Below are 23,264 nucleotides of genomic sequence, written 5' to 3'. Positions count from 1 at the left end.
AATATTTATATCCTGTAAGATTTCAGGGGAAACGATAGCACTAACAGTCGAATCCTCACTAGAAATTTCAATAGCGTCACTTGATTTATTGATTACATTTCCAGTGTGCATTTTATATTGTTTTTTTAGCACGTTTTCTTCATTTTCTTTTTGAACAATTGCATATTTAGCTGTATCGGGTTGACCAAATACAAGACCATCTATAAAAATAGGTGCATAAATAGTAACGGTATCTCCAATTTGAATATCTTTAAGGATTTCAGGGGAAGAAACCATAGCATCTAAACTTGTATTTCCATCAGAAATAATTAAGGACTTTTCTGTTTTAGCAGTTACTTTACCAGAATGTTTTTTGTGTTGATTTAGTAGAATTTGTTCTTTTTTATTTTGTGTTGAAACAGCTGTCTCAGTAGTTAAAGATCGATTTTCTATTGAAATTGACTCACCTTCTTTACTATTGATATCCATATCCTTTCTGTTGACTTTTTCTCTCAATTTATCTTTTATTTCTTTAGAAAACATATCTGTTTTAGCAGTAAGTTGAGCAGCTTCAGCTCGTGTTATGAATCTATTTGGTTGCCAGCCGTTATCAGTGCCATTAGAAATTTTTAAATCAATTAAAACATTGACGAATTTTTCACCCCAATGCCCTTTTAAATCCTCAAATTTACTTTGGTCATTATCATGTGCTGTACTTTGTAGTTTATAAGCATTTACTAGCATCGTTGCCATGGCAGCGCGAGTTACTTTACCGGATGGATTGAAGATTCCATTCCCTTCTCCTTTAATAATGCCAGCTTTTTCAGCTGCAGCAATATACGGAGCGCCCCAGTGGTCTTGAGAGTCTTTAAAAGAAGGTTTGGCTTTTGGATCAATTTCTATTCCTAAAGCTTTTGTTATAATTGTTGCAGCGGAAGCTCGATCTAACGTAACATTTGAGCCAAAAGTGCCATCTGGATAACCAATTAAGACTTGTTTATCCACTAAGTAATTAACAGATTGCTCTGCCCACTTTGGAATATCAGGAAATTTGTGAGTATCCGCTAAAATATTAGAAGAATAAGATAATATAGCTCCTGCAAGGATACCTGTTGTGATTAATTTGCGCTTCATAAAAATATACACCTCTACCAATCTATTGTCTTACCAAATTGAGATTTTTTATTTTTATATTTATATGTTTGTAATGATGCTGACATCTATTCAATTCGGTGTAACGATTATAGTTACTTATGTACACGAGTGTCAATGAATAACTTTAACAAAAATGTTTAATGTTTACTTAAAAAAACAATATAAATTAATTTTATTTACTAAAAATTAATAAAGTATTGACGTATTAATATATACTTAACTATAATTAATCAAGATTCATTGAGATTGATTTTCAATTTTGTATACTAGTTTAATAAGTATACAAAATTAACTTGAATTTAATTAAAATAGTTGAAGATAAACTTATATTTGTTAATTGACACCTATATACAGGTAACTAATATAGTTGAACCAACTGTATGTTATGCCTAAAAATTTTTAAAAGATACATATTGATAGAATACCTTTTCTCTATATACTTTGCTGGGTAAAGAACCTTTATTTATGCAACTCCTTATATATATTATCCATTAACAATATAGTTAATTATTCAATAATCTCACCAACATTTATTGCAATTTTTTATTATTACTTCTTAATAAAGGAATAATGTAAATTAAATGCATGAAAATGGATAGAAATTAAGATTTAGAAGGAGAATATTTTATGAAATCCAAGTTAATTGCTACAGGAATTATTGCAGGAAGTCTACTATCCTACTCATCTAATACATTTGCGAATACTCATAAGTTCCCAGATGTTCCAGCATGGGCGGACAAATCTGTTAATTATTTAGTTAATAAACAGGTATTGAATGGTTATCCAGATGGCACTTTTGGTTCTCATGATTCATTAGACAGAGCTTCGGCCACAAAAATTATGACAAAAGTTTTAGGGATAGAAATTGACTTCGATGCAAAACCATCCTTTACAGATTCACAAAACCATTGGGCTACTCCATATATTGCTGCAGCTGAAAAAGCTGGCATTATTAAAGGAGAAGGGAATGGAATCTTCAATCCATCCGGTAAAGTAACTCGCGCTGCCATGGCAACGATGCTAGTAAATGCTTATAAACTACAAAGTACAGCACATGATAATGACCAAAGTAAATTTGAGGATTTAAAAGGGCATTGGGGTGAAAAATTCGTCAATGTTTTAATTGATTTAAAAATTTCTAATGGCACTGATAACGGCTGGCAACCAAATAGGTCTATAACACGCGCTGAGGCCGCTCAACTTACTGCTAAAACGGATATGTTGCAACAAAATCAAAATAATGGTTTAAAAGACAAAGAAATCATTACTGCTACATCATATGAAGATTTAAACTTAACAGTTGCTTCTAATATTACTGCCCAAGAGATTGATAGTTTTATTGCACAATCCCATTCGGATAGTCCATTAATGGGACATGGACAAGATTTTATTGATGCGCAAAATAAATATGGTGTGAATGCACAGTATTTAGCGGCCCATGCAATTTTAGAGTCTGGATATGGAAAATCAGAAATTGCATATCGAAAACACAATTTATTTGGGTTACGTGCGTATGATAAGGATCCGTTTAAATATGCAAAATATTTACCAACCTACGGCGACAGTATAGCTTATAATGCCAATTATGTACGAGAAAGATATTTAGAAGAAGATGGCATGCATTATAATGGACCAACATTAGCTGGTATGAACGTAAAATATGCATCAGACAAAGGCTGGGCTGGAAAAATTGCAAATATTATGGAACGTATTAAACCTTTCCGTGCGGAAGACTATACATCTGCAAAAAAATTACCAAAGAATCCTGAAACATTAGATGTTGAAGCGTTATCTAATAACATTCCATATAACATGTATGAAGATGGGACAACAGCAAATGTTGTATCAACAGCTGCTTATTACCATGTACCTTATCCATTTAACTTAAAAATTAAAAGCAAATCAGATGTAGCAGTCGAGAAAAATAGAGTTGGTACAGTAATTCATGGAACAAACATCTTTATTTATCGTGAAGATTCAAATGGATGGGTAGAATTCTCTTTTGAAACTAACGGAGAAAAATACTGGATATTAAAAAGTAAATTAAGTATGTAATTAGAAAGGTCTCTAACTGCTCTTAATCTTTTAGATTTTAATCTCGAATAATTATGAGACAAGTTTTTATTTTTTTAATACAGTTATGTATACAAAAAAGTTAGAGAATTATTTTCTCTAACTTTTATGCGCTAGTATTTGAAATTAAAAAGATGGTGGGGTTACTCCAAATATAACAGTGACTTTATGCAAAGAGGTGTTTTCCCATTTATGTTTTGCATATGGTGGGATTTTAACACTATCACCTGGATTAAGAAGTAGAACCGCATCATTTAGATATAGTTTTACTTGGCCTTCCATAACAAATGCTATTTCTTCACCTTTATGTGCCATAGGTTCCATAGAAGAAGCGGTTTGAGGTAACAGATTCATTAAAGCGAATTCCAGTGATCCATCTAAATTAGGTGATAATAACTCATACGAAACATTGCCGCTTTCAGGGAAAGTTATTTTTTTTCTTTGATTAGCTCTTACAACTAATTCTTCTGTATTGGTATCTTCTAAGAAAAAATTAAATAAAGGAATATTTAATGCCAAAGAAATTAGTTTTAGTGTTTGTAAGGATGGATTCGTAATTCCTTTCTCAATCTGACTTAACATGGAAGGTGTTATATCAGATAATTCAGCTAACCGTTTACTAGTTAATCCGGCACCTTTTCTAAATGCCATAATTTTTTCACCAATATTAATATTGTTCATATCCGTAATCCCCTTTAAATAAGTGAATAAATTAAAATTAATTATTTTCACTTAAACTAAACATGTTGTTAATATATATTTAATTATAATAAATTATGATTAATTTTCAAGCACCTGCATAGTTGTAAGAATAGTAAATAAGACAAGAAATGATTGATACTTATTCTCCATATGAACTATTAAGTATGATGACCTGATTATATGATGAAATTTCTGTGTAAGACTTTTGGATTGACAATACAATAGCGGATGGACTGGCACTTGGAATAGAATCTGGGTTTGTAGGCAAAGCAATAGAACCATTTTTAAGTTGAGCATATACAGTTAATGATAATCATTTATATAAGCTCTTAAAAGAATTAGTGGTAAAGAGAATATCTAACTAGGATCATCAGCATTAGCAAGAATGATTAGACCTATTAAATTGCATAAAGTGGGGAGAAGGCTCTTTACAAAATAATGATTTAAAATATAAATTGAATCAAGGTACACAAATTGTATAGGGAACAGGAGGAAGTATGATTCCAAAAAAGTAAAGAAAGAACACTATTAAACAGATTCTCAGTTAATTAAAAAGCAGTTCTAATAAGTAGATGACAATATATGAGTAAACACCATTGCTTTAATATAAAAATTTTTAGGAAGTGAAAACATTATGAAATCAGCTTTAACTAACATTATAATCTCCTTGATTCTTGCAGTAGGAGGAATCATTTCGCTTTTGTTTAATTTAATGGGAGGTCAAGATTGGATATGGGATTGGGTAGGCCTAGTACTAGCATATCTATCTTTAGGTATTTTAATAGGCTTATATAATAAAACTGTGGATCACAAAACATTACCTAGAATACTAAAAAGAATTTTGTTTATTTCCTTTAATGCTACAGTATTAGGAATAATAATAGGGATAACATGCCAACTATTAGAAAAGGCGAATCTTACTATAATGATGTATTATTGGTTGATAATGTTATTACTGCATTTAATTACTATAATAACATTATTCATCCTAGTATTCGAAAACAGTAATAGTAAAAATTATAGCTTACTATATAAATTTATTATACTTTTAAACATTTTCCTTACCTTAGGACCAGTATTATTTCCAGTAATTCTAACTATTATAGGAAATGCCATAAACGCTAGTGCAGGACACTAACTTTTACCTATACAGATTATTAATACGATAGAAAGAAGATTATAATATGAAAATTAAGCTTAAGAAAAAAAGAATTATAAGTGTATTGTTGGCCATTACATTAGTAGTAATAGGGTATTACATGTTTCAATCTATTACGAATCCAAAGTTGGTAAATGCGAAAGAGGTAAACAGTGTTCAACAAGTGAGCAGTCTACCTAAAAATAAATTTAAAAAATCGATACCTAATCGTTTTGATGGTAAAGAAAGAAAAGTTGTATATTTAACTTTTGATGATGGACCAGGAAAATATACAGCTAACCTATTAGATGTATTAAAGAAAAATAATGTGAAAGCAACATTCTTTTTAATTGGCAACAATGTGAAAAGGTTCCCAGATTTAGTGAAACAAGAACATGTAGAGAACCACTATGTTGGCATGCATAGCATGACACATGATTTTAAAAAGCTATATACCAATCAAGAATATGTTAAGGAAATGAAAGAGGATCAATTTTTAATTAGAAATGTTATTGGAAACACACCGAAATTAACACGCCCACCATATGGATCAATGCCTGGATTAAATGAATCACTTCGAAATCAAGTAGTGGGAAATAATTTAAAAGTGTGGGATTGGACAATTGATTCTTTAGATTGGAAATACAATAAATTACCTGTTGATGTAGCAGCTGCAAAAATTGTTCAAAATGTCTTAGCAGGTGCGACGTCTTCAAAAGAAATTGTTTTAATGCATGATATTCATCCACAATCTGTCGCGGCAGTTCCAGCTATTATAAAAGGGTTAAAAGAAAAAGGTTATGAATTTGAAGCTTATAATGAGAATAATCATTTTCCAATAAACTTCTGGCATGATAATCGTATATAAAAAGATATGTATTAGTTAAAAGAAACTCAGAATGGAATTGGCATTCATTTAGATATAGTTTTACTTGAGATGAAGCGGTTTGAGGTAGCAGATTCATATTAAAGCCAGTTCCAGTGCAGTGATCCATCTAAATTAGGAGAGAATAACTCATACGAAACATTAACGCTTTCAGGGAAAGTTATTTTTTTCTTTGATCCGCTCTTACAACTAATTCTTCTGTATTAGTATCTTCCAAGAAAAAATTAATTAAAGGAATAGTTAATGCTACAGAAATTAACTTTAGTGTTTGTAAGGGGGGATTCGTGATCCATTACTCAATCTTACTTAACATGGAAGATCTTGTATCAGCTACTTCAGATAAACGTTTACTAGTTAATCCTGCACCTTTTCGAAATGCCATAATTTTTCGAATAACATTAATATTATTCATATAAATAATCCCCATTAAAAGAGCGGTACATATTAAATTAAAGTTAATTTTATTTACTTATACTTAATATAATGTTAATATATATTTAATTAAAATAAATTATGATTAATTTTAAACTGTCAACTGATGCAGAACGTGGGAAAAGAATCTACTTAGAAGTAAAGGAATTACTGTTATTAAATATACAACAGACTATAGTAAAGCGGTAAAAAAAGAAGAATATAAGCTAATAATGTATTCTTAAGTTTTTAAAGGATGTGAAATGAACATGAAACCAGTTTTAAAAAATATAATTATTTCCCTTGTTTTTTCAATAGTAGGGGTGAGTTGGTCGCTGTTTGTCTTCTTTATGTTAGATGCAGACTGGTTATTGACTTGGATAGGTGTATTAATGGCCTATCTATCGTTGTACATTGTGATAGGTCTATATAGCAGAAAAACGTACGACTCAAAATTCGCTAAAGTGCTTGTAAAAACAATAATTACAACCTTTAGTTTTGGGGCATTAGGAATATCATTCGGAGTTGTACACATGATATTAGGACCTTTGAGTCTTACTTTAATGACATGGTATTGGTTTATAATGCTATTTTTATATTTAATACCCATAATATTATTAGTGATTTTAGTATTGGTAAATTGTAAAAATCATAATTTCCCTGGGGTATATAGTATACTTATACTTGTAAATATACTTCTTACGTTATGGCCGTTATTATGGCCGTTATTTATTACTTTTATGGGATCTGGTATGAATGCAAGTGCAGGATGGTAGCAGCTCTACAGATTATAAAAGGGTTAAAAGAAACTCAGAATGGAATTGGCAATTTATATAGGGTTTATATATTCGTAAGAGCGTGTTTAGATAAATAGATGAAAACACGCTCTTTTTACTGTGTTATTTTTCGTTAGAAATTGAAGTTCCTACTTTCAGGTCTTTGTACAACAATTGTAGAAAGACCTGAAAGTAGGAACTAATTTTCTAGCGTACTATGTTTAATTACGAATAAATCTAGTTCATTTAGTCCCCACTTTCTTTTCCGTATATTGTGACATGAAAGTAGGGACTTCTTAATATGAAGACACCAATGTGGAAACTTTGTAAAAATAGCAAATACTAAATAAATGTGAAGTGTAAATTCAAATCTATATTAGTAACAAAAAACATTTATGAAGCATCTACTTTCTTGTCTCATTAGGAGGACATGAAAGTTTATACTTATCTTAATTTTTTGTTCTTATGCTGATGGGAATAGGAAAGGAATTCCTAAATATAAAATAAGATTGACAACGTAAGATTACAAGTGTAATATTCTGTTACGGATTACAAGTGTAATCCAAGGGAGGTGTAATTTAAAACAATGAAAGAATTACTTAAAATTTCAGAAGCGGAGTTAGAAGTAATGAAAGTACTGTGGTCAAAATCTCCACAAACAGCAAATGAAGTGATTGAAGAGTTGGAGAAGAATATGGATTGGAAACCCAAAACGATTCGAACACTAATTAATCGATTAGTTCACAAGGAAGCAGTTGCTTACCATCAAGATAAAGGGCGAATGTACGCTTATTATCCTTTGGTTTCGCAAGATAGTTATTTACAAGTAGAAACAAAATCTTTGCTTAAACGTTTCTATGGTGCAGCATTTAAACCATTACTGGTAAATTTCTTGAAAGAAGAAAAGTTGTCTTCAGAAGACATTAACGAGCTTAAACGTATCCTGGATGAAAAAACTGAGGAAAATCAGAGGAAGGATAGATCATAATGATAGAAATGTTTATAAATGTCTATCTGCTTCATTTTTTTGATTGGTTGATAGAGACCTCTATTATGGCTAGTATATTAGTGGTCCTAATCTTATGTATCAAGGTGTTATTTAGAAATAAATTAACTCCACGTTGGCAATATATGCTATGGATTATATTAATAATAAGACTTGTATTACCTTGGTCGCCAGATAGTTCCTATAGTATCTATTCTGTTCTTACTTACAAGAATAATGATGCATTCATTTCTAGCCGAACCCCTGCAGCTATTTTTCCTTCAAAAGAACGTATGCAAGAATTGAAAGGTATAGACGATACAAAGGTTCTTACAAAAGAAAATACTTATACCTCAAGTTCAACACAAACTAATCAGGCAAACAAGACACAAACACACAATAATGAAAAGCAGGATGATGGGACGGTTCCATTCTATACAATCTGTATATACATCTGGCTTACTGGCGTTATTCTTCTAAGCTTTGCTACATTTATTATGAACAGGCGTTTATTACTTTACATAAAAAAACAACCTGTTATTACAGATGAAAAGATTGTCCAGATTTTTGAAGAGTGTAAGCAATCTATGTCTGTTCGACAAGAAATCGCTCTACTTGTATCTGGAAAGGTTTCCAGTCCAACAGTGTTCGGATTTATTCGGCCTAGGTTGCTGTTGTCAACAGTACATATGGAAATATTAGAGGAACAACAATTACGGTATATTTTTTATCATGAATTAGCTCACATCAAGCGAAGGGATGTTGGTGTGAACTGGATAATGCATGGCTTACTCATTTTAAATTGGTTTAATCCTATTCTTTGGTATGCCTACTCATGTATGCGGGAAGATCAAGAACTAGCATGCGATGCATTAGCTCTTACATGTATAGATTCAGAGGAACAAATTGCATATGGCCATACTATTATTAGTCTTTTGGAACATTACTCAGGTTATTATCAAGTACCCGGTGTGGCGAATTTTAGTAAAAACAAAAGAATGTTAAAAAGGAGAATTCTAATGATTAAAAAATTCAAAAAAAAATCATATCGCTGGTCTGCGCTAGGAGCTGTGGCAGTTATTGCTGTATCATCTGTATCCTTATTAAATGCCCGTGCTGATATACCGAAAAATCCTGAGAAACAACAAAAAGAAGTAAAAGATAATATGAAAGAATTAAAAACACAACCTGATATTTCTATACAGCAAATTGTAGAAAAAATGATTGGTACTAAAGAACAGGCAGAATCAGAATTTTTTGTTTCAGAAGGAGAATATAATACTTTACTTACAGAGCTTGGAGTGGCTAGGGATCTGTTTACGAAGGAAGAATTTGAGCGATTTATTAATTTAGAAACAGCATCACAGATTTTGTATAAGAAAGTAAAATTAGCAGGAAGTCCTGAAAAATTAGAACCAGAAGAGCAAAAAAAATATGAGAAAAATGTTGAAGAAATTGGACCATTTAGACAGAAAATTTATTCGTCTTTAAAATTGACTAAAAAGCAAGCACAGGAATATCTTGGTTTTCAAATTAAGAGACCAACGTATGTAGTAAAAGGGTATAAATTCACTGGAAAAGATATTCAAACACCATTGGCTATTAAAAAAATGGATCCCACTATTGTTTATGAATATCGAAATGAAGATTCCGTATATATGGTGTATCAATCTGCAGTTAGAGATCAAGGAGAAGATTCGCTGAAGGGGATAGTAGGGACTAGTGAAAAGATAACTAATTATGAATTAGTCGGGACAAAAATAAGTTTATCTGAAAATACAAAGGATAAATTTAAAGTAATTAAGATGATTGTTCCTGCAAAAGGAAAGAATAATACTTATCAAGTTACAATTCTTGCAGATAATTTAAGTAAAGAAGAATTAGAGAAAATTATGCTTTCCTGTTTAAAATAAAAAATAGAGTCTCAGAATCCCGTTCCTGAGACTCTATTTTTTATTTCAGTTTGGGGTAGCACCACATCGCTATCAAGCTAACAAAAAAAATACGATTCTGGTGCAAAAAATATAACACTTGTGCAATGAATCTGTAAATCTTGGACATACTGATACTATTACTCTACAAAAGGGTGTGTGATCAGTATGAAAAAGGAAACTTTGTTTAAATGGAAGCACTATCAGCCAGATATTATTCTATTAACTGTACGTTGGTACCTACGGTACAATCTTAGTTTTCGTGATTTGGTAGAAATGATGGAGGAAAGAGGACTATCCTTGGCTCATACAACGATTATGCGGTGGGTCCATCAATATGGGCCGGAGTTAGATAAGCGAATTCGACGTCATCTCAAACAAACGAATGACTCCTGGAGAGTAGATGAAACGTACATAAAAGTAAAAGGACAATGGATGTACCTATATCGTGCCGTTGATTCTGGAGGGAACACGATTGATTTTTATCCCAGTAAATCTAGAAACCATAAGGCTGCAAAGCGATTCTTCAAGAAGGCTTTGCGGTCTTTTCATGTTTCAAAACCTCGTGCAATTACAGTTGATAAAAATCCCGCCTATCCCATTGCTATCAGCGGGTTGAAGAAAGAGAAAAAAATGCCGTTAGGCATTCAAATCAGGCAGATAAAATATCTAAATAACATCGTAGAGCAAGACCATCGTTTCATTAAAAAACGTATACGCTCTATGTTAGGACTTAAATCTTTTCGCACAGCTACATTTATTCTTGCAGGAGTAGAGAAGCCATGCATATGATACAAAAAGAACAGATTGATTTACGAGATCAGTCTGTTCAAAATCAAAAACAATTCATTCATCAATTATTTGGATTAACAGCGTAAAGAACGATTCCGGTAGGAATCATCATTGTTTTTTGGAATGTATCCTTTATTTGCACCAGAACCACTGTAGATATTGTTGGGAAAAGAGAAAAAATAAGGTGTAAGTGTTAAAGATATGTTCTAGTGGAGAAGAAGTAATGGTAGGGATTTGGTAGCTAAATCAGTTTGATTTTTATGGGAGAATAACGAGCTGATCAAAGCTTTTTAATGAATTCAATTTCATTATCTAATAATAATGGACGAGTTAAGTGGGAAGAGTTTTCTTCAACCTGAGTAGAATTTTTTGCACCAGGAATAGCAACTGAAACAGCAGGGTGACTTAAAACATAACGTAAAGAAACTTGCGCTAAACTTCGATTTGATCGTACAAGTGAACGTAATTTCTCTACTTTGTTTAAGCTACCTTTAAACCACTGTTCTTTTGGCCAATCTTTTCTTAAATCATCGTCTGGAAATTGAGTTTCATGATTAAATTTCCCAGTTAAAATTCCCATCTTAAGTGGACCTCTTATCACAGCACCTAAATTATGTTTTTCAATATAAGGAAGGATGTCTTTTTCAGGTTCTTTATTTAAAATACTATAATCAAATTGCACAACATCTAAATCATTATCTTGATTAAAATGTTTGATATAATCTAAATCATTAGTAGAAACACCAACGGCTCTCACTTTGCCAGATTTTTTTAAGGTTTGGAAAGCTTGTAGAAAGGCTTCTGTTTCTTCAGGTTTATCCCACCAAATATGACAAAAGTAAACATCTATATAATCCGTTTTAAGCCGTAGTAAACTAGCCTCAAATGCATCAATGATCTTTTGAGGATCTCCATAAACAGCTGGTTGATTTGGGTCATAATGATGACCAATTAATCCACCTTTTGTAGAAAGAATGATATTCTGTCTGCGATTATTTATAGCTTTTGCAACTAGTGTTTCACTATGACCTAATCCATAAACATCAGCAGTGTCAATAAAATTGACCCCTAGGTCAATTGCTTTCTCAATTGCATCAATGGATTCATTATCTTTTACTGCACCCCATTCATCTCCACCAATTGCCCAAGAACCGAATCCTATCTCTGAAACTATTAATCCCGTGTTACCTAATAATCTATATTCCATTATGTACGGACTCCTCCTTTACAGTTTATGTTATTAGAAGTATATATAGTGACCAGTTGGAATATTCTTGAATTTGTTTTCGGAGAATAAATTAGGCAATTTACTTTAATAAATATATGCAAGAATACTGTATAAAAAGAAATTAGAATTATTAGTGAAATGGTTTTTTATGCTTAAATTGAATAAAAGTATGAATTGATACAGTATAAATATGAGTTTTATTCATAATTTTAATAACTATGCAATAAGTGAAATAAATGTTGAATTTAGTCGGAAAATATAGATTTACAAATTGCAGAATATGTACATATAGTTGTAACTGTAAATATTATCCGTTTTTAAATATTTATAAAAGGAGAAATTCATATGAAAGAAATACAAAAGAAATATGAAATTGTAGAAGAATTGGATGTAACAGTAGGCCAAGAAGCATTATGGATAGCTCATCAAATGGAAATAGAAATAGGAATGAACAATGAACCGATTATAATAAAGTTAAAAGGAAATCTTCAAATAGAGGTTTTAAAGAAAGCGCTTACTACGATAGTGCAATCACATCCTGCGCTACGTACAATATTTAAGAAGAGGGATGAAAAAATAAAACAATTAATTCAAAAGAATGTAGAATTTGATATACCAATTAAGGATTTAACTGCTTTTAAAAACACAGAACAAAAATCTATTTTAAAAAATTTCTTAGAATCTATAGTGAATGAGAAATTTAGTTTAGAAGAGGGGCCTTTGTTTAAATTCCACATCATTAAATTCAGTGAAGATACATTTATTTTACATTTAATGTTTCATCACATTATTTACGATGGATGGAGTTTAGGAGTTTTCATCCGACAATTATCCAATACGTATGGTGAATTACTTCAAGGAAAGTCGAATGTAGAATTTGAATCTCCTTATAAGAACCTCGTAAAGCATGAGGAGAGTTTTATTGATAGTGCAATATATAAAGAGGGATCATCGTATTGGAAAGATTATTTACAAGGTGAATTAACTCCTACAGAGTTTCCTATTGATTTTAATAAAATGAATGAAAAAAGATATACAGATAAAAATATAAGTAAGAATATTAATTCGGATTTATTTTATCAAATACAATGTTTTGCTAAAAAAAATAATATAAGTATTTATCGAGTAATGTTAAGTACTTATTGTACCTTACTTCATCAAATGACAAATGCTGAAGAGATAATCGTTGGTATTCCAATTAATACTAGACCATATACAGAAGAACGAAATACTTTTGGTTACTTTGTTAATACATTACCTATACGTATAACAATAGAAAAGGGAGAGACATTTAAGGGGATACTTAATAAAGTTAATAAATCTATTCATCTAGCTATTACGTATAAACATAATTCTTACTCACATATAGTAAAAGATTTAAATCTAAATACAAATACAAATCATAATATGGTATATTCCACAGCATTTAATACGATGAAGATACCGGAATTAAAAATTCCTGATATTGAGTCAACAGTTTTAACAGATTGTAAAAGAGTAAATCCTTTTAATATGACTTGGAGAATAATGCGATATGAAGGGGAAACAGAGAATAAAATTGAGGTTGACTATAACTCAGCATTATATAAACCAGAGAGTATTAGTGATTTAGTCGAAAGGTATATATATTTGTTACAAAAATTAATGAAGAATGTGAATGAACCTATTCATTCATTGGATTTGCTTTTAGAAAAAGATCATCGTCTATACAAAGAGATGAACTCAAATGCTCTTACATATCCTAATTTAAAAACATTAGATCAATTAATCGATCTACAAGCATTAAAATCGCCAAATCAAATAGCGATTTCAATGGGTGACCAATCCATTACCTATTATGAATTACAGCAAAGGTCCAATCAAATTGTGAATTATTTGCGTGAAAATGATTTGAAAAAAGGACAACGTGTAAGTATTACAATGGAGAGAGAGATTGATACTATTGTATGGATTCTAGGCATCTTAAAATCAGGTGGAGTTTATGTACCAATTGATCCAAAGTTTCCTGAAAAAAGAATAGAATACATCTTAAAAGATAGCGAAAGTCAAATGATTATTACGAAGAAAGAATATAGGGGATTGGTTGAACGGTTTGCGATTCATACAATTTATCTAGAAGATTTTCATTACGCTAATTCTATAGAAAATATTGCGTCTACACATACCATAGAAGATGCAGCTTATATTATCTACACGTCAGGTTCAACAGGTTTGCCAAAAGGAGTCGTTGTACCACATAAAGGTGTAGTTAATTTATCATATTCAGTAATCAATACATTTCATTTAGGAAAAGAAGATGTGTTTTTACAATTTGCAACAATCATTTTTGACGCCTCCATTATGGAAATATTTCCGATTTTGCTATGTGGAGGAAGAATGCATTTAATTTCTGAAATCGAAAAACGTTCAGCAGAGGAATTTATAAATGTAAGTCAAAAGTATGGTATTACAAATGTGGTTTTACCAACTGCGTTTTTTAAATTAATAGCTGATATGCCAAAAGAAATGTTACTTAAATTAAATTCTGTAAAGCGTTTATTTGTGGGAGGGGAAACCTTACCTGCTGAATCAGTTCGTAAATGGCAAAGTAAATTAGGGTTAAAGATTCCAGTTCTTAATGCATATGGTCCTACTGAAACTACTGTATGTGCAACCATGTATGAAGTAAATGGTGAGATACAAAAAGAAATTTCTAATATCCCAATAGGTAAGCCAATTGCTAATAGTGAAGTTTTCGTGATTAGTCCGTTCAATACATTATGTCCGTCAGGTGTAGTAGGTGAGTTATTTATTGGCGGTGATGGAGTTGCCAACGGATATTTAAATCAAAAGGAAAAAACAGAAGGGGCGTTTATTTCTCTCGATAAATCCTATAATCGTGATAAAAAGATGTATTGTACTGGGGATTTAGTCCGTCTTTTAGCAAATGGAAATTTAGAATTTATCGGAAGGAAAGATAACCAAGTAAAAATACGTGGGTACCGAATTGAGCTTGATGAAATCGAAGGAACATTATTTAAACATCCAGAAGTGAGGGATGCTGTAGTATTCACTTATCAAAACGACAAAATCGTTTGTTTTTATTTATCTAAAGACAATACAGAATTAAAACAAGAGGCATTAAAAACATTCTTAAGTGAAAGTTTACCAGATTTTATGATGCCAAATTATATATTTCACCTTGAAAGTTTTCCTGTATCACCAAGCGGGAAACTAGATAGAAAAAAATTAGAATTACAAATCCCATCTTTACTTGAAAACATGCAGAAGCAATATGTTCCACCGATAAGTGAAACAGAAAAAAGATTGGCAAAAACATGGGCAGAGATTTTAAATTTAGGGAAATATAGAATCGGCAGAGATGATGACTTTTTTAAACTTGGGGGACATTCATTGATTGCTGTGCAAGTGTTAAATCAAATTCAAAAAGAGTTTCATCTGAAAATTGAAATTAGAGATATTTTTGGGCATACAACGATTGCTAGTCTATCTGCTTACATCGATAAATTAATGGCAGTAAATCATGATAGGGAAGAACAGGAGATGCAAGTATTAAAAGTTGACGATAAGGAAAGTTATCAGTTATCAAGTGCTCAAAAAAGAATCTGGTTTTTAAATAAGTATAACGCCATTAATAGAGTATATGATACACCACTACACATATATATTGAGCCGAGTTTAAATAAGGATATTTTACAAGACACCATAAGATTTTTAGTTGAACGACACGAGATGCTACGAACAGTGTTTATTGAAAGAAATGGAGAGCCTAGACAAGTCATTTTAAACTCAATAGCGATTGACCTGATTCACGATGAGATTGAACATATGTCTAAAAAAGAACAACAAGAATATATACGTACAACAATAAATCAAACGGATCATACACCATTTGATTTAGAAAAGGGCCCTCTTTTTAGGATTAGAATTTTTAATCTGAATAAGAAAAAGTCTTATTTATATATTAATTTACATCACATTATTACAGATGAGTGGAGTGTAAGGAATTTATTAGATGAATTAATGAAGGTATATAGTGCCTTTGCTAAACGTAGGAATCCTGAGTTGCCAACTATTTCTAATCGATATGTAGATTATGCAGAGTGGGAACAGGTACAGTTAAATTTAGGTCGATGGGATACAGAAAAATCTTATTGGATGGCCGAACTTGCAGCACCTCTTCCTATATTAAATCTTCCTTTAGATTTTAGTAGGAATCGTCAAAGTACAAATAAAGGTACAGTATTTGAAATGAAGTTAGATAATGAAATGAAAGAGTCTTTGAAACAAGTATGTGAACAAGAGAATATTTCTATGTATATGCTATTTTTAGCAGCGTATATTCAATTGTTACATTATCTAACGGATCAAAAAGATATTATTGTAGGTACACCTGTTGTTGGAAGGAATCATCAAGAATTTGAAAAAATACAAGGGTTTTTTGTAAATACCTTAGCGATCAGAACACAATTGAATGATGTGAAAAATTTAACACAGCTATTACAAGTAGTGAGAGAGAAATGTTTGAATTCATTCCAAAACCAATCGTACCCATTTGATAAAGTAATTGAGCAAATAAATCCTGATAGAAGCTTTGGGAATAACCCGATCTTTTCTACTATGTTTAGTTATCAGAAAGATATTCTGCAGCAACATGATGCGTATAAGCTTCAGTTGTTACCTAATAAACAAGATATTAGTAAGTTTGACATTTCTTTAGCTGTTGAAGAAGGATTGGATTATGTAGGGATTTCATTTGAGTATGATATTAATCTTTTCAAGGAAGAGTCAATTAACAGGTTTACTCAAAACTTACTTAATATACTGGACGCCTTTATTCATCAACGAACAGTAACATATGAAAATCTTTCATTCCTATCACAGGAAGAAGAATCTTTATATAAAAAGGTAAATCATACAGAAAGACCATATCCTTATTTTCAAAATATACAGGAGCAATTCTATATGCAAGTAGATAGACAACCTGAACGGATTGCTATAGCGACTGCAACGGAATCTTTGACATATAGACAATTAAATATGAGCTCTAATCAAGTAGCTCAACATTTACTCGAAAAAGGTATAAAAAGAGGTGATAAGGTAGCCATATTTTTAGATAGAAGTATGAATAGTATCGTTTCTATGCTTGGAATATTAAAAGCCGGTGCTGCCTATATACCAATTGATGTAAAATACCCTGAGGATAGAATAAATTATATAGTTCGTGACAGTGAGGCATGTAGAATTATAACGAGTAACAAATTCAAAAGTCATTTGAATGTAAGTGATTATAAGGTTTCAATAATAGAGGATATATATCGTACGACTATAAATGATGATGTGAAAATTTTAAATAAACCAGATGACTTGGCCTATGTAATTTATACTTCAGGCTCAACAGGAAAACCAAAAGGTACATTATTAACGCATAAAGGAGTATTAAATTTAGTTGAGTGGAGAAATGAAGTATTTCAGATCTCTCCAAATGATAAAGTAACACAGTTTTATTCCCATAGTTTTGATTCTTCAGTATCAGAAATTTTTTCTACCTTGTTAAATGGGGCGGAACTATATTTATTAAGTGATGAACAGCGCTATTCAACTGTCGAATATGCTCAAGCCATTCAAGAAACTCAAGCAACTATATCTGACTTACCAACAGTATTTTTCAATGAATTATCAACTTCATTAACTAAACTGGATAGCGAAAAGATACGTTCTTTAAGATTTATAATAATGGGAGGGGAAGCTGCATCAACAAATGCCATTAGAAGTTGGCAAAATACTTTTAAAAATCAAGTACAGCTGGTAAATGAGTATGGCCCTACTGAAGCAACCGTTTCAGCAATGTATTATTTCATACCAGTTTTAGAAGGTGAAAATAACCTTTTAGGAAGCGTACCGATTGGTATACCAATTTCTAATACAAAGGTTCATATATTAAATTCATATATGCAATATTGTCCGGTAGGGTGCATGGGTGAATTATATATTGAAAGTTTAGGATTGGCCCAAGGGTATTGGAAGCAGAAAGAGAAAACAAAACAGGCATTTATTTCAAACCCATTTTCAGAAGACAATAGTAAAAGATTATATCGAACAGGTGATTTAGTAAGGTGGTTACCAAATGGAAATATAGAATTTATGGGGAGAAAAGATAAGCAGGTTAAAATTAGAGGGCACAGAATTGAATTAGGTGAAATAGAAGATGCAATGTTACAACTTGAGGGGATAAGTCAGGCTGTAGTAACACAAACGGAAGGTGGAATGTTACTGCAAGCTTATTATAAAACAGTGGACGGTATAGGGATAGAGAAGAATAAGTTAGCGATACATTTATCAAATGTATTGCCAGAATATATGGTTCCTAAATATTACTCTCATGTGTTAGAAATACCGATAACGGCTAACGGTAAAATTGATTTTGAAAAGCTGCCAAAAATAGAGTTTGGTCATGAGCAAAAAGATGAGTGTAAACTTAAACCTCAAACTAAAGTGCAAAAAGACATTGCAAAGGTATGGTCTGAAGTTCTAAACGTAAAATCTATAGGTTTAAAAGATGATTTCTTTAATTTGGGTGGACATTCTTTAAAAGTTATGCCGGCATTAGTCAAATTAAAACCGTTATACCCTAACTTGAAAATTCAAGATTTCTTTAAGTATAGAACAATAGAAAAATTAGCCTCTCATATTGAAGAGATGGAAGATATGTCGTTCAAGAAAGAGAAAAATATGAATGTAGCATGTATGGAAAATGAAACGAAAACGACTCCTGTTTATGAAACAACTAAATTAGAAAAATGTGAATTAGAAATGGTGAATTATCCAAAAACAGTTTTCCTTACAGGGGCAACAGGATATTTAGGAGCACATATTTTAGAACGATTATTACAGTTACCATCTACGACTATTTACTGTTTAGTAAGGGAAAATGAGGATCAAGTAATTGGTGCAAAGTTAAAAGAAAGAATGGAGTTTTATTTCGGTAAAGAAATTCTCCAAAAGTTGAAGGAGAGAGTAGAATTAATTGAAGGAGATTTATCTCTGATGAATCTAGGTCTAGATTCAAAGCAATTGGATCATTTAAAGAAAAACGTAGAATCAATCATACATTGTGGTGGAGAAGTTAGACACTATGGAGAACGTGAGCATTTCCAAAAGGTAAATGTTCAGTCTACAAAATACTTATTGGAATTAGCTAAGAACACAAATGTGCGTTTTCATTATATATCGACTTTAAGTGTAGTAGGTCAGGCTGAAAGAGATCCAAAAGAATTTGAATTCTTTGAGTCTGATTTTGATAGAGGGCAAAATTTAGATAATCTGTACCTAGAAAGTAAGTTTCAAGGCGAGAAAATGGTCAGAGAAGCAATGGAAAAAGGAGTTCGTGCCACGATATACCGTGTGGGGAATTTAGTGGGTAACTCTAAAACAGGTAAATTTCAATACAATATTAATGAAAACGCATTTTATAGATTATTAAAAGGGATATGCTTATCTAGCATAGCTCCTGACGTCAATACGTATGTAGATTTAACGCCTGTAGATTATGGAAGCTTAGCTATTACTGAATTATCTTATAAGGCTAATACAGTAAATAAAACCATGCATATTTGTAATCCAAATCAGCTTAAATGGGACCAATTTATTAATAGTTTACAAGCTTTTGGATACGATATCCTGTTAATGAAACAAGAGAAGTATATAGAGAAGTTTTTTAATACGAATCTAACTACTGATGAACAGAAAGCTTTAGAGCTCATAATGCCTTTATTAGAATCTGTAGAAGAGCTATCAGTAGCTATACCATCTTGTTTATACACGCAAGGATATTTGAAGAATGTACATTGTTTAGAGCCAAATCAAGAGTATATCAATTTGTTATTAAATTATGCTATGAGTATAGAGTATTTACCATTAATTAAAGAACCAATACTGTTGTAGTATACTCTATCTATTTTGAGCAAAAGGGAAGAAGGGTTTCACTTCGAAACTTTTTATTTAAAAATCTTAATTATTTGAGTACAAAAAATAAAAGATTGTATAGCGAAGAAGTAATAATGAAAAAGAACCTGTTTTCCATGGAAAATAGGTTCTTTTTTGGGATAAAGATAACTTAGGGGTACGGAAAAGATTCCTTCCCAATATGATTGGGATCGCACTATCGATAATATATAAATATACAATTATGTATATTTATATCGAATATTTTTAATAACTTTAAAATCTAATATATAATTAAAAAGTTTTTAATGAATTGATAAGGAGATGCGAGTATGAAGAAAGTCATAGGACTTATAGTATCATTATTTTTATTATTCTCTACCTATGCACCAACATTTACAGCAGCAGCCGAAGTTTTAAATAAAGTAGGCTGGGTGAAGGAAAATGAGAATTGGTACTATTATCAAAAAGATGGAAGTAAGCAAATAGATAACATTACTTTAGATGGAATAGAGTATTCCTTTTTTAAAGATGGGAGGCTATTCCAAGGGAGAAAACAGGTAGGAAAAGACGATTTATATTATAGTGAGCCTGGTAAATTAAAGACTGGATGGAGTTTTTCTGCAACTTCATGGAGCTATTTAAAAGATGGGAAGTATGTAACAGGAACATTTACCTATCAAGGAAAACCATTTGAAATTAATAAGTACCGGGATATGGAAAAAGGATGGATTACTCTTCGTTCTGCTGTTAAAAGAATCTATCCAAAGCCAGAAACAAAATTTCTATTTAAATCTAAACCTGTAAAGGATGGGTACAAGAAGAAGGAAAATGGACGTATTAAAAAAAGATAGGCAAAGAATAACAGGTTTCCAATCAATTGATGGAAAACGTTATTACTTTGGTACCGATGGTTTTATACAAACCGGATGGGTACATACAAATGGATACGATTATTATTTGGGAACCGATGGCGTGGTGCAAACTGGAATCCAACATATTGACGGAAAAACTTATTACTTTGGCCCGTTAGGTCCTGTACAATCTGGATTTACACATGTTGATGGGAAACCGTATTATTTTGATGCTTCTCATGAATCAAGAAATGGTTGGATGAAGCAAGAGTTTAATTGGTATTTGCTACAGCCTTCAGGTGCATTACAAACAGGAGATTTTACATATAAAGATAAGAAATTCTCCTTTAATCAAGATGGAGAAATGATTAAAGGATGGGTTACATTAGAATCCCTTGTTAAAAAAGTATATCCTGAGCCAGATTTAAGAAAAGCATTACGTGCAAAACGTGTAAATAAGGGTGAAGTGATAGAAGTAACTGGGAAAGTCGGTTCTTGGTATGAGGTTAATTATCAAGGATACGTACGTATTCATGATGCTATTATCTTTGATCAGGAAGCTAAAAGTCCAGATGCTCATATTCCATATAAAAAGTAAGAATTGAGGTCGAAAATGAACGTACAGAGAATACAAGCAGAATTTGAAAAGTTACACTATTGTGATGCATGGGTTACTAAATTAGTATGCGACTATTTTGGTGATGAGGTACACCTAACTTATAAGGATGAAAATGAAGACGTAGATTTTCAATTTAGCGGTTGCTATAGAATAGATTTCAAACATAGCATGGGATATGTAAAAGAAAAGCCAATAAAAACATTTACATATGAACAGTTACCATATTTTCTTCATGATATTGAAATCGGTGAAGTAGGAAAAGAGGGCTTGAAATTATATACCTGTAATATAATTATGCCTCCTATGGAATTAGAAATATGGTGTAAGGATATAAAAATTGAAAGATAAGTATTTGCAAAAGAAAAAATGCTAAGTAAATGCTATATTGTTGTAAAATAATTAAACGGACCTTAGATAAACATAAAACTGTGGAAATATTTAATTCCTGCGGTTTATATTATATCAATTTGATTTTCTTTGATATTGATTCTTTATATCTCAACTCGTTTCTGTATCTCTGCAATATTATGAATTTCTTTTTAAACGCTATGCTTGGTATTATCAAGTATTTGATGTGGGGACAGGTGAAACGGTTGAATTTTAAGTTTAAAGATAAAAATAAATAAGGGGAATATGTTATGAAAGTAACTTGTTTATATAATACCGGAAATGCCCTATCTAAGATAACAGAGGAAACATTTAATTTAACCATTGAAAAAGAGTATATTGTTTATGGAATATGTAAATTACAAAGTGGTGAGTTAACATATTTAATCTTAGGAGAACGTGAAAATATGCCATCATGGTATCCAGCAGAATTATTTAAAATATCTGATGCGTTACAACCTTTAGAATGGTATTGTGCAGAACACAAACAGGTTAAAGATACAACTATAGATTATATATGGGGATATAAAGAGTTAGCCTTGGATGATACACATGCTCTGGGGTTAATAGAAAGAGAAAATAAAGATATGGAACTATTTTTAAAGCGTAAAGCTGAGATTGACGAATTTGAGGAATTGTATAAATAAATTAAATTTATTTATACAAAACGTAGGAATTAAATATTCCTACGTTTTTTTGTTTATAACATTTAAATACCTGATTTTTACAAAGGTTAAAGGATCAAATGGAAAATTTTTAATTTATCTTGCATAAGCAGAATCGTTTCTGTAATTCTACTTAATAGAATACTCCCCTGTATAGCATCATTATTGGGTCCTGATTCCATGAGATTGAAGTTAAGATATATTGAAAAGATCTTATTGAGATTTCTTGTCAATTTCTCATAAGTTTTCAGTTTATTCCGAAATTTAGTGGTTTTAATTTTACAGTTCAGTGAAATAGTGGGTTTGAAGGTAATATAAAGTGTCTGTAAGACAATAGTTATGGGTATAAGATAAAAAATTGTATGTGCATATCAAAACATAACGGAAAATCAACAACATGAACGGAAGGGTAAACAGGATTGTAGTATATGTAATTCCTCTGGAATGGATTCACTTATAGATCCCCATCTAAACTAAAAAATTTCGCATATAACTTCATTTATGTGTAAAGTTTAAAAGCTCACCATTGATGATTTATAGAGAATGCAATTATAAATACAAGAAAATCTAATTTAAAATTGAAAATTCGTTCTATTTTGGTTAGATATGGAATAAATGAATTTTATTTCTCAATATTCACTGTATGTCACTTTTTTGTTTTTTTCTATATGATATTGGAAAAGTATGCTTAACTTTATAACATAAAACCCCTACAAAATTATTACTCTACAAATTAATT

At 31.2% G+C, this 23,264-nt stretch carries 12 protein-coding genes and 3 pseudogenes; 11 read left to right on the top strand and 4 right to left on the bottom strand.

All coding sequences use genetic code 11. The features are described from left to right. The coding region (locus HMPREF2590_RS29910; protein ID WP_141763538.1) for an S-layer homology domain-containing protein at nucleotides 1-1,113 on the bottom strand (1,113 nt) is incomplete at its 3' end. Nucleotides 1,114-1,761: 648 nt separating this feature from the next. Between HMPREF2590_RS29910 and HMPREF2590_RS12725 the strand changes: the two genes are divergently transcribed. Then, complete coding sequence (locus HMPREF2590_RS12725) at nucleotides 1,762-3,189, top strand: S-layer homology domain-containing protein (RefSeq protein WP_070861441.1); 1,428 nt, start codon at nucleotides 1,762-1,764, stop codon at nucleotides 3,187-3,189. 144 nt (nucleotides 3,190-3,333) lie between these two features. On the opposite strand, the gene HMPREF2590_RS12720 is transcribed toward HMPREF2590_RS12725, so the two are convergent. After that, nucleotides 3,334-3,888: a helix-turn-helix domain-containing protein gene (locus HMPREF2590_RS12720; protein ID WP_001059760.1), complete on the bottom strand. Its 555-nt coding sequence runs from the start codon at nucleotides 3,886-3,888 to the stop codon at nucleotides 3,334-3,336. Nucleotides 3,889-4,543: 655 nt separating this feature from the next. Between HMPREF2590_RS12720 and HMPREF2590_RS12715 the strand changes: the two genes are divergently transcribed. Together HMPREF2590_RS12715 and HMPREF2590_RS12710 are read left to right on the top strand one after the other, a co-directional pair. Further along, entirely contained in the window at nucleotides 4,544-5,047 is a 504-nt protein-coding gene (locus HMPREF2590_RS12715) for a DUF3902 family protein (RefSeq protein WP_000833549.1), read from the top strand. A gap of 46 nt (nucleotides 5,048-5,093) precedes the next feature. Then, nucleotides 5,094-5,915: a peptidoglycan-N-acetylglucosamine deacetylase gene (locus HMPREF2590_RS12710; RefSeq protein ID WP_050822766.1), complete on the top strand. Its 822-nt coding sequence runs from the start codon at nucleotides 5,094-5,096 to the stop codon at nucleotides 5,913-5,915. A 43-nt stretch (nucleotides 5,916-5,958) separates the two neighbouring features. On the opposite strand, the pseudogene HMPREF2590_RS31080 reads toward HMPREF2590_RS12710, so the two are convergent. Beyond that, nucleotides 5,959-6,345 (bottom strand): annotated as a pseudogene (locus HMPREF2590_RS31080) (helix-turn-helix domain-containing protein); the annotation flags it as partial. Nucleotides 6,346-6,613: 268 nt separating this feature from the next. Between HMPREF2590_RS31080 and HMPREF2590_RS12705 the strand changes: the two are divergent. The 4 genes and pseudogenes from HMPREF2590_RS12705 to HMPREF2590_RS12690 all read left to right on the top strand — a co-directional run bounded on the left by HMPREF2590_RS12705 (nucleotide 6,614) and on the right by HMPREF2590_RS12690 (nucleotide 10,914). Then, nucleotides 6,614-7,120 (top strand): DUF3902 family protein, encoded by a 507-nt coding sequence (locus HMPREF2590_RS12705; RefSeq protein WP_000805738.1) that lies wholly within the window; start codon nucleotides 6,614-6,616, stop codon nucleotides 7,118-7,120. 586 nt (nucleotides 7,121-7,706) lie between these two features. After that, complete coding sequence (locus HMPREF2590_RS12700; RefSeq protein ID WP_000661368.1) at nucleotides 7,707-8,108, top strand: BlaI/MecI/CopY family transcriptional regulator; 402 nt, start codon at nucleotides 7,707-7,709, stop codon at nucleotides 8,106-8,108. Then, on the top strand, nucleotides 8,108-10,018 hold the full coding sequence (locus HMPREF2590_RS12695; protein WP_000571807.1) for a beta-lactam sensor/signal transducer: 1,911 nt from the start codon (nucleotides 8,108-8,110) through the stop codon (nucleotides 10,016-10,018). The genes HMPREF2590_RS12700 and HMPREF2590_RS12695 overlap by 1 nt, the downstream gene beginning before the upstream one ends. Before the next feature lie 186 nt (nucleotides 10,019-10,204). Next, nucleotides 10,205-10,914 (top strand): annotated as a pseudogene (locus HMPREF2590_RS12690) (IS6-like element IS240C family transposase). Nucleotides 10,915-11,108: 194 nt separating this feature from the next. On the opposite strand, the gene HMPREF2590_RS12685 reads toward HMPREF2590_RS12690, so the two are convergent. After that, complete coding sequence (locus HMPREF2590_RS12685) at nucleotides 11,109-12,035, bottom strand: aldo/keto reductase (RefSeq protein WP_000456651.1); 927 nt, start codon at nucleotides 12,033-12,035, stop codon at nucleotides 11,109-11,111. 366 nt (nucleotides 12,036-12,401) lie between these two features. Here HMPREF2590_RS12685 and HMPREF2590_RS12680 point away from each other — a divergent pair, with 366 nt between their 5' ends. The 4 genes and pseudogenes from HMPREF2590_RS12680 (at nucleotide 12,402) to HMPREF2590_RS12660 (ending at nucleotide 22,507) form a co-directional block, all read left to right on the top strand. Further along, nucleotides 12,402-20,000, top strand: coding sequence for a non-ribosomal peptide synthetase (locus HMPREF2590_RS12680; protein ID WP_070861439.1), 7,599 nt, complete (start codon nucleotides 12,402-12,404; stop codon nucleotides 19,998-20,000). Between the two features lie 332 nt (nucleotides 20,001-20,332). Beyond that, nucleotides 20,333-21,425, top strand: a pseudogene (locus tag HMPREF2590_RS28825) (N-acetylmuramoyl-L-alanine amidase family protein); the annotation flags it as partial. Between the two features lie 42 nt (nucleotides 21,426-21,467). Further along, nucleotides 21,468-21,821, top strand: coding sequence for a hypothetical protein (locus HMPREF2590_RS12665; RefSeq protein ID WP_001102754.1), 354 nt, complete (start codon nucleotides 21,468-21,470; stop codon nucleotides 21,819-21,821). Between the two features lie 290 nt (nucleotides 21,822-22,111). Next, nucleotides 22,112-22,507, top strand: coding sequence for a hypothetical protein (locus HMPREF2590_RS12660; RefSeq protein WP_000868983.1), 396 nt, complete (start codon nucleotides 22,112-22,114; stop codon nucleotides 22,505-22,507). Nucleotides 22,508-23,264: the final 757 nt, after the last annotated feature.

The sequence above is a fragment of the Bacillus sp. HMSC036E02 genome (assembly GCF_001836235.1).
GTDB classification, from domain to species: Bacteria; Bacillota; Bacilli; order Bacillales; family Bacillaceae_G; genus Bacillus_A; species Bacillus_A cereus.
The sequence above is the reverse complement of the archived record's forward strand: the minus strand, read 5'-3'. Positions and strand labels throughout refer to the sequence as shown.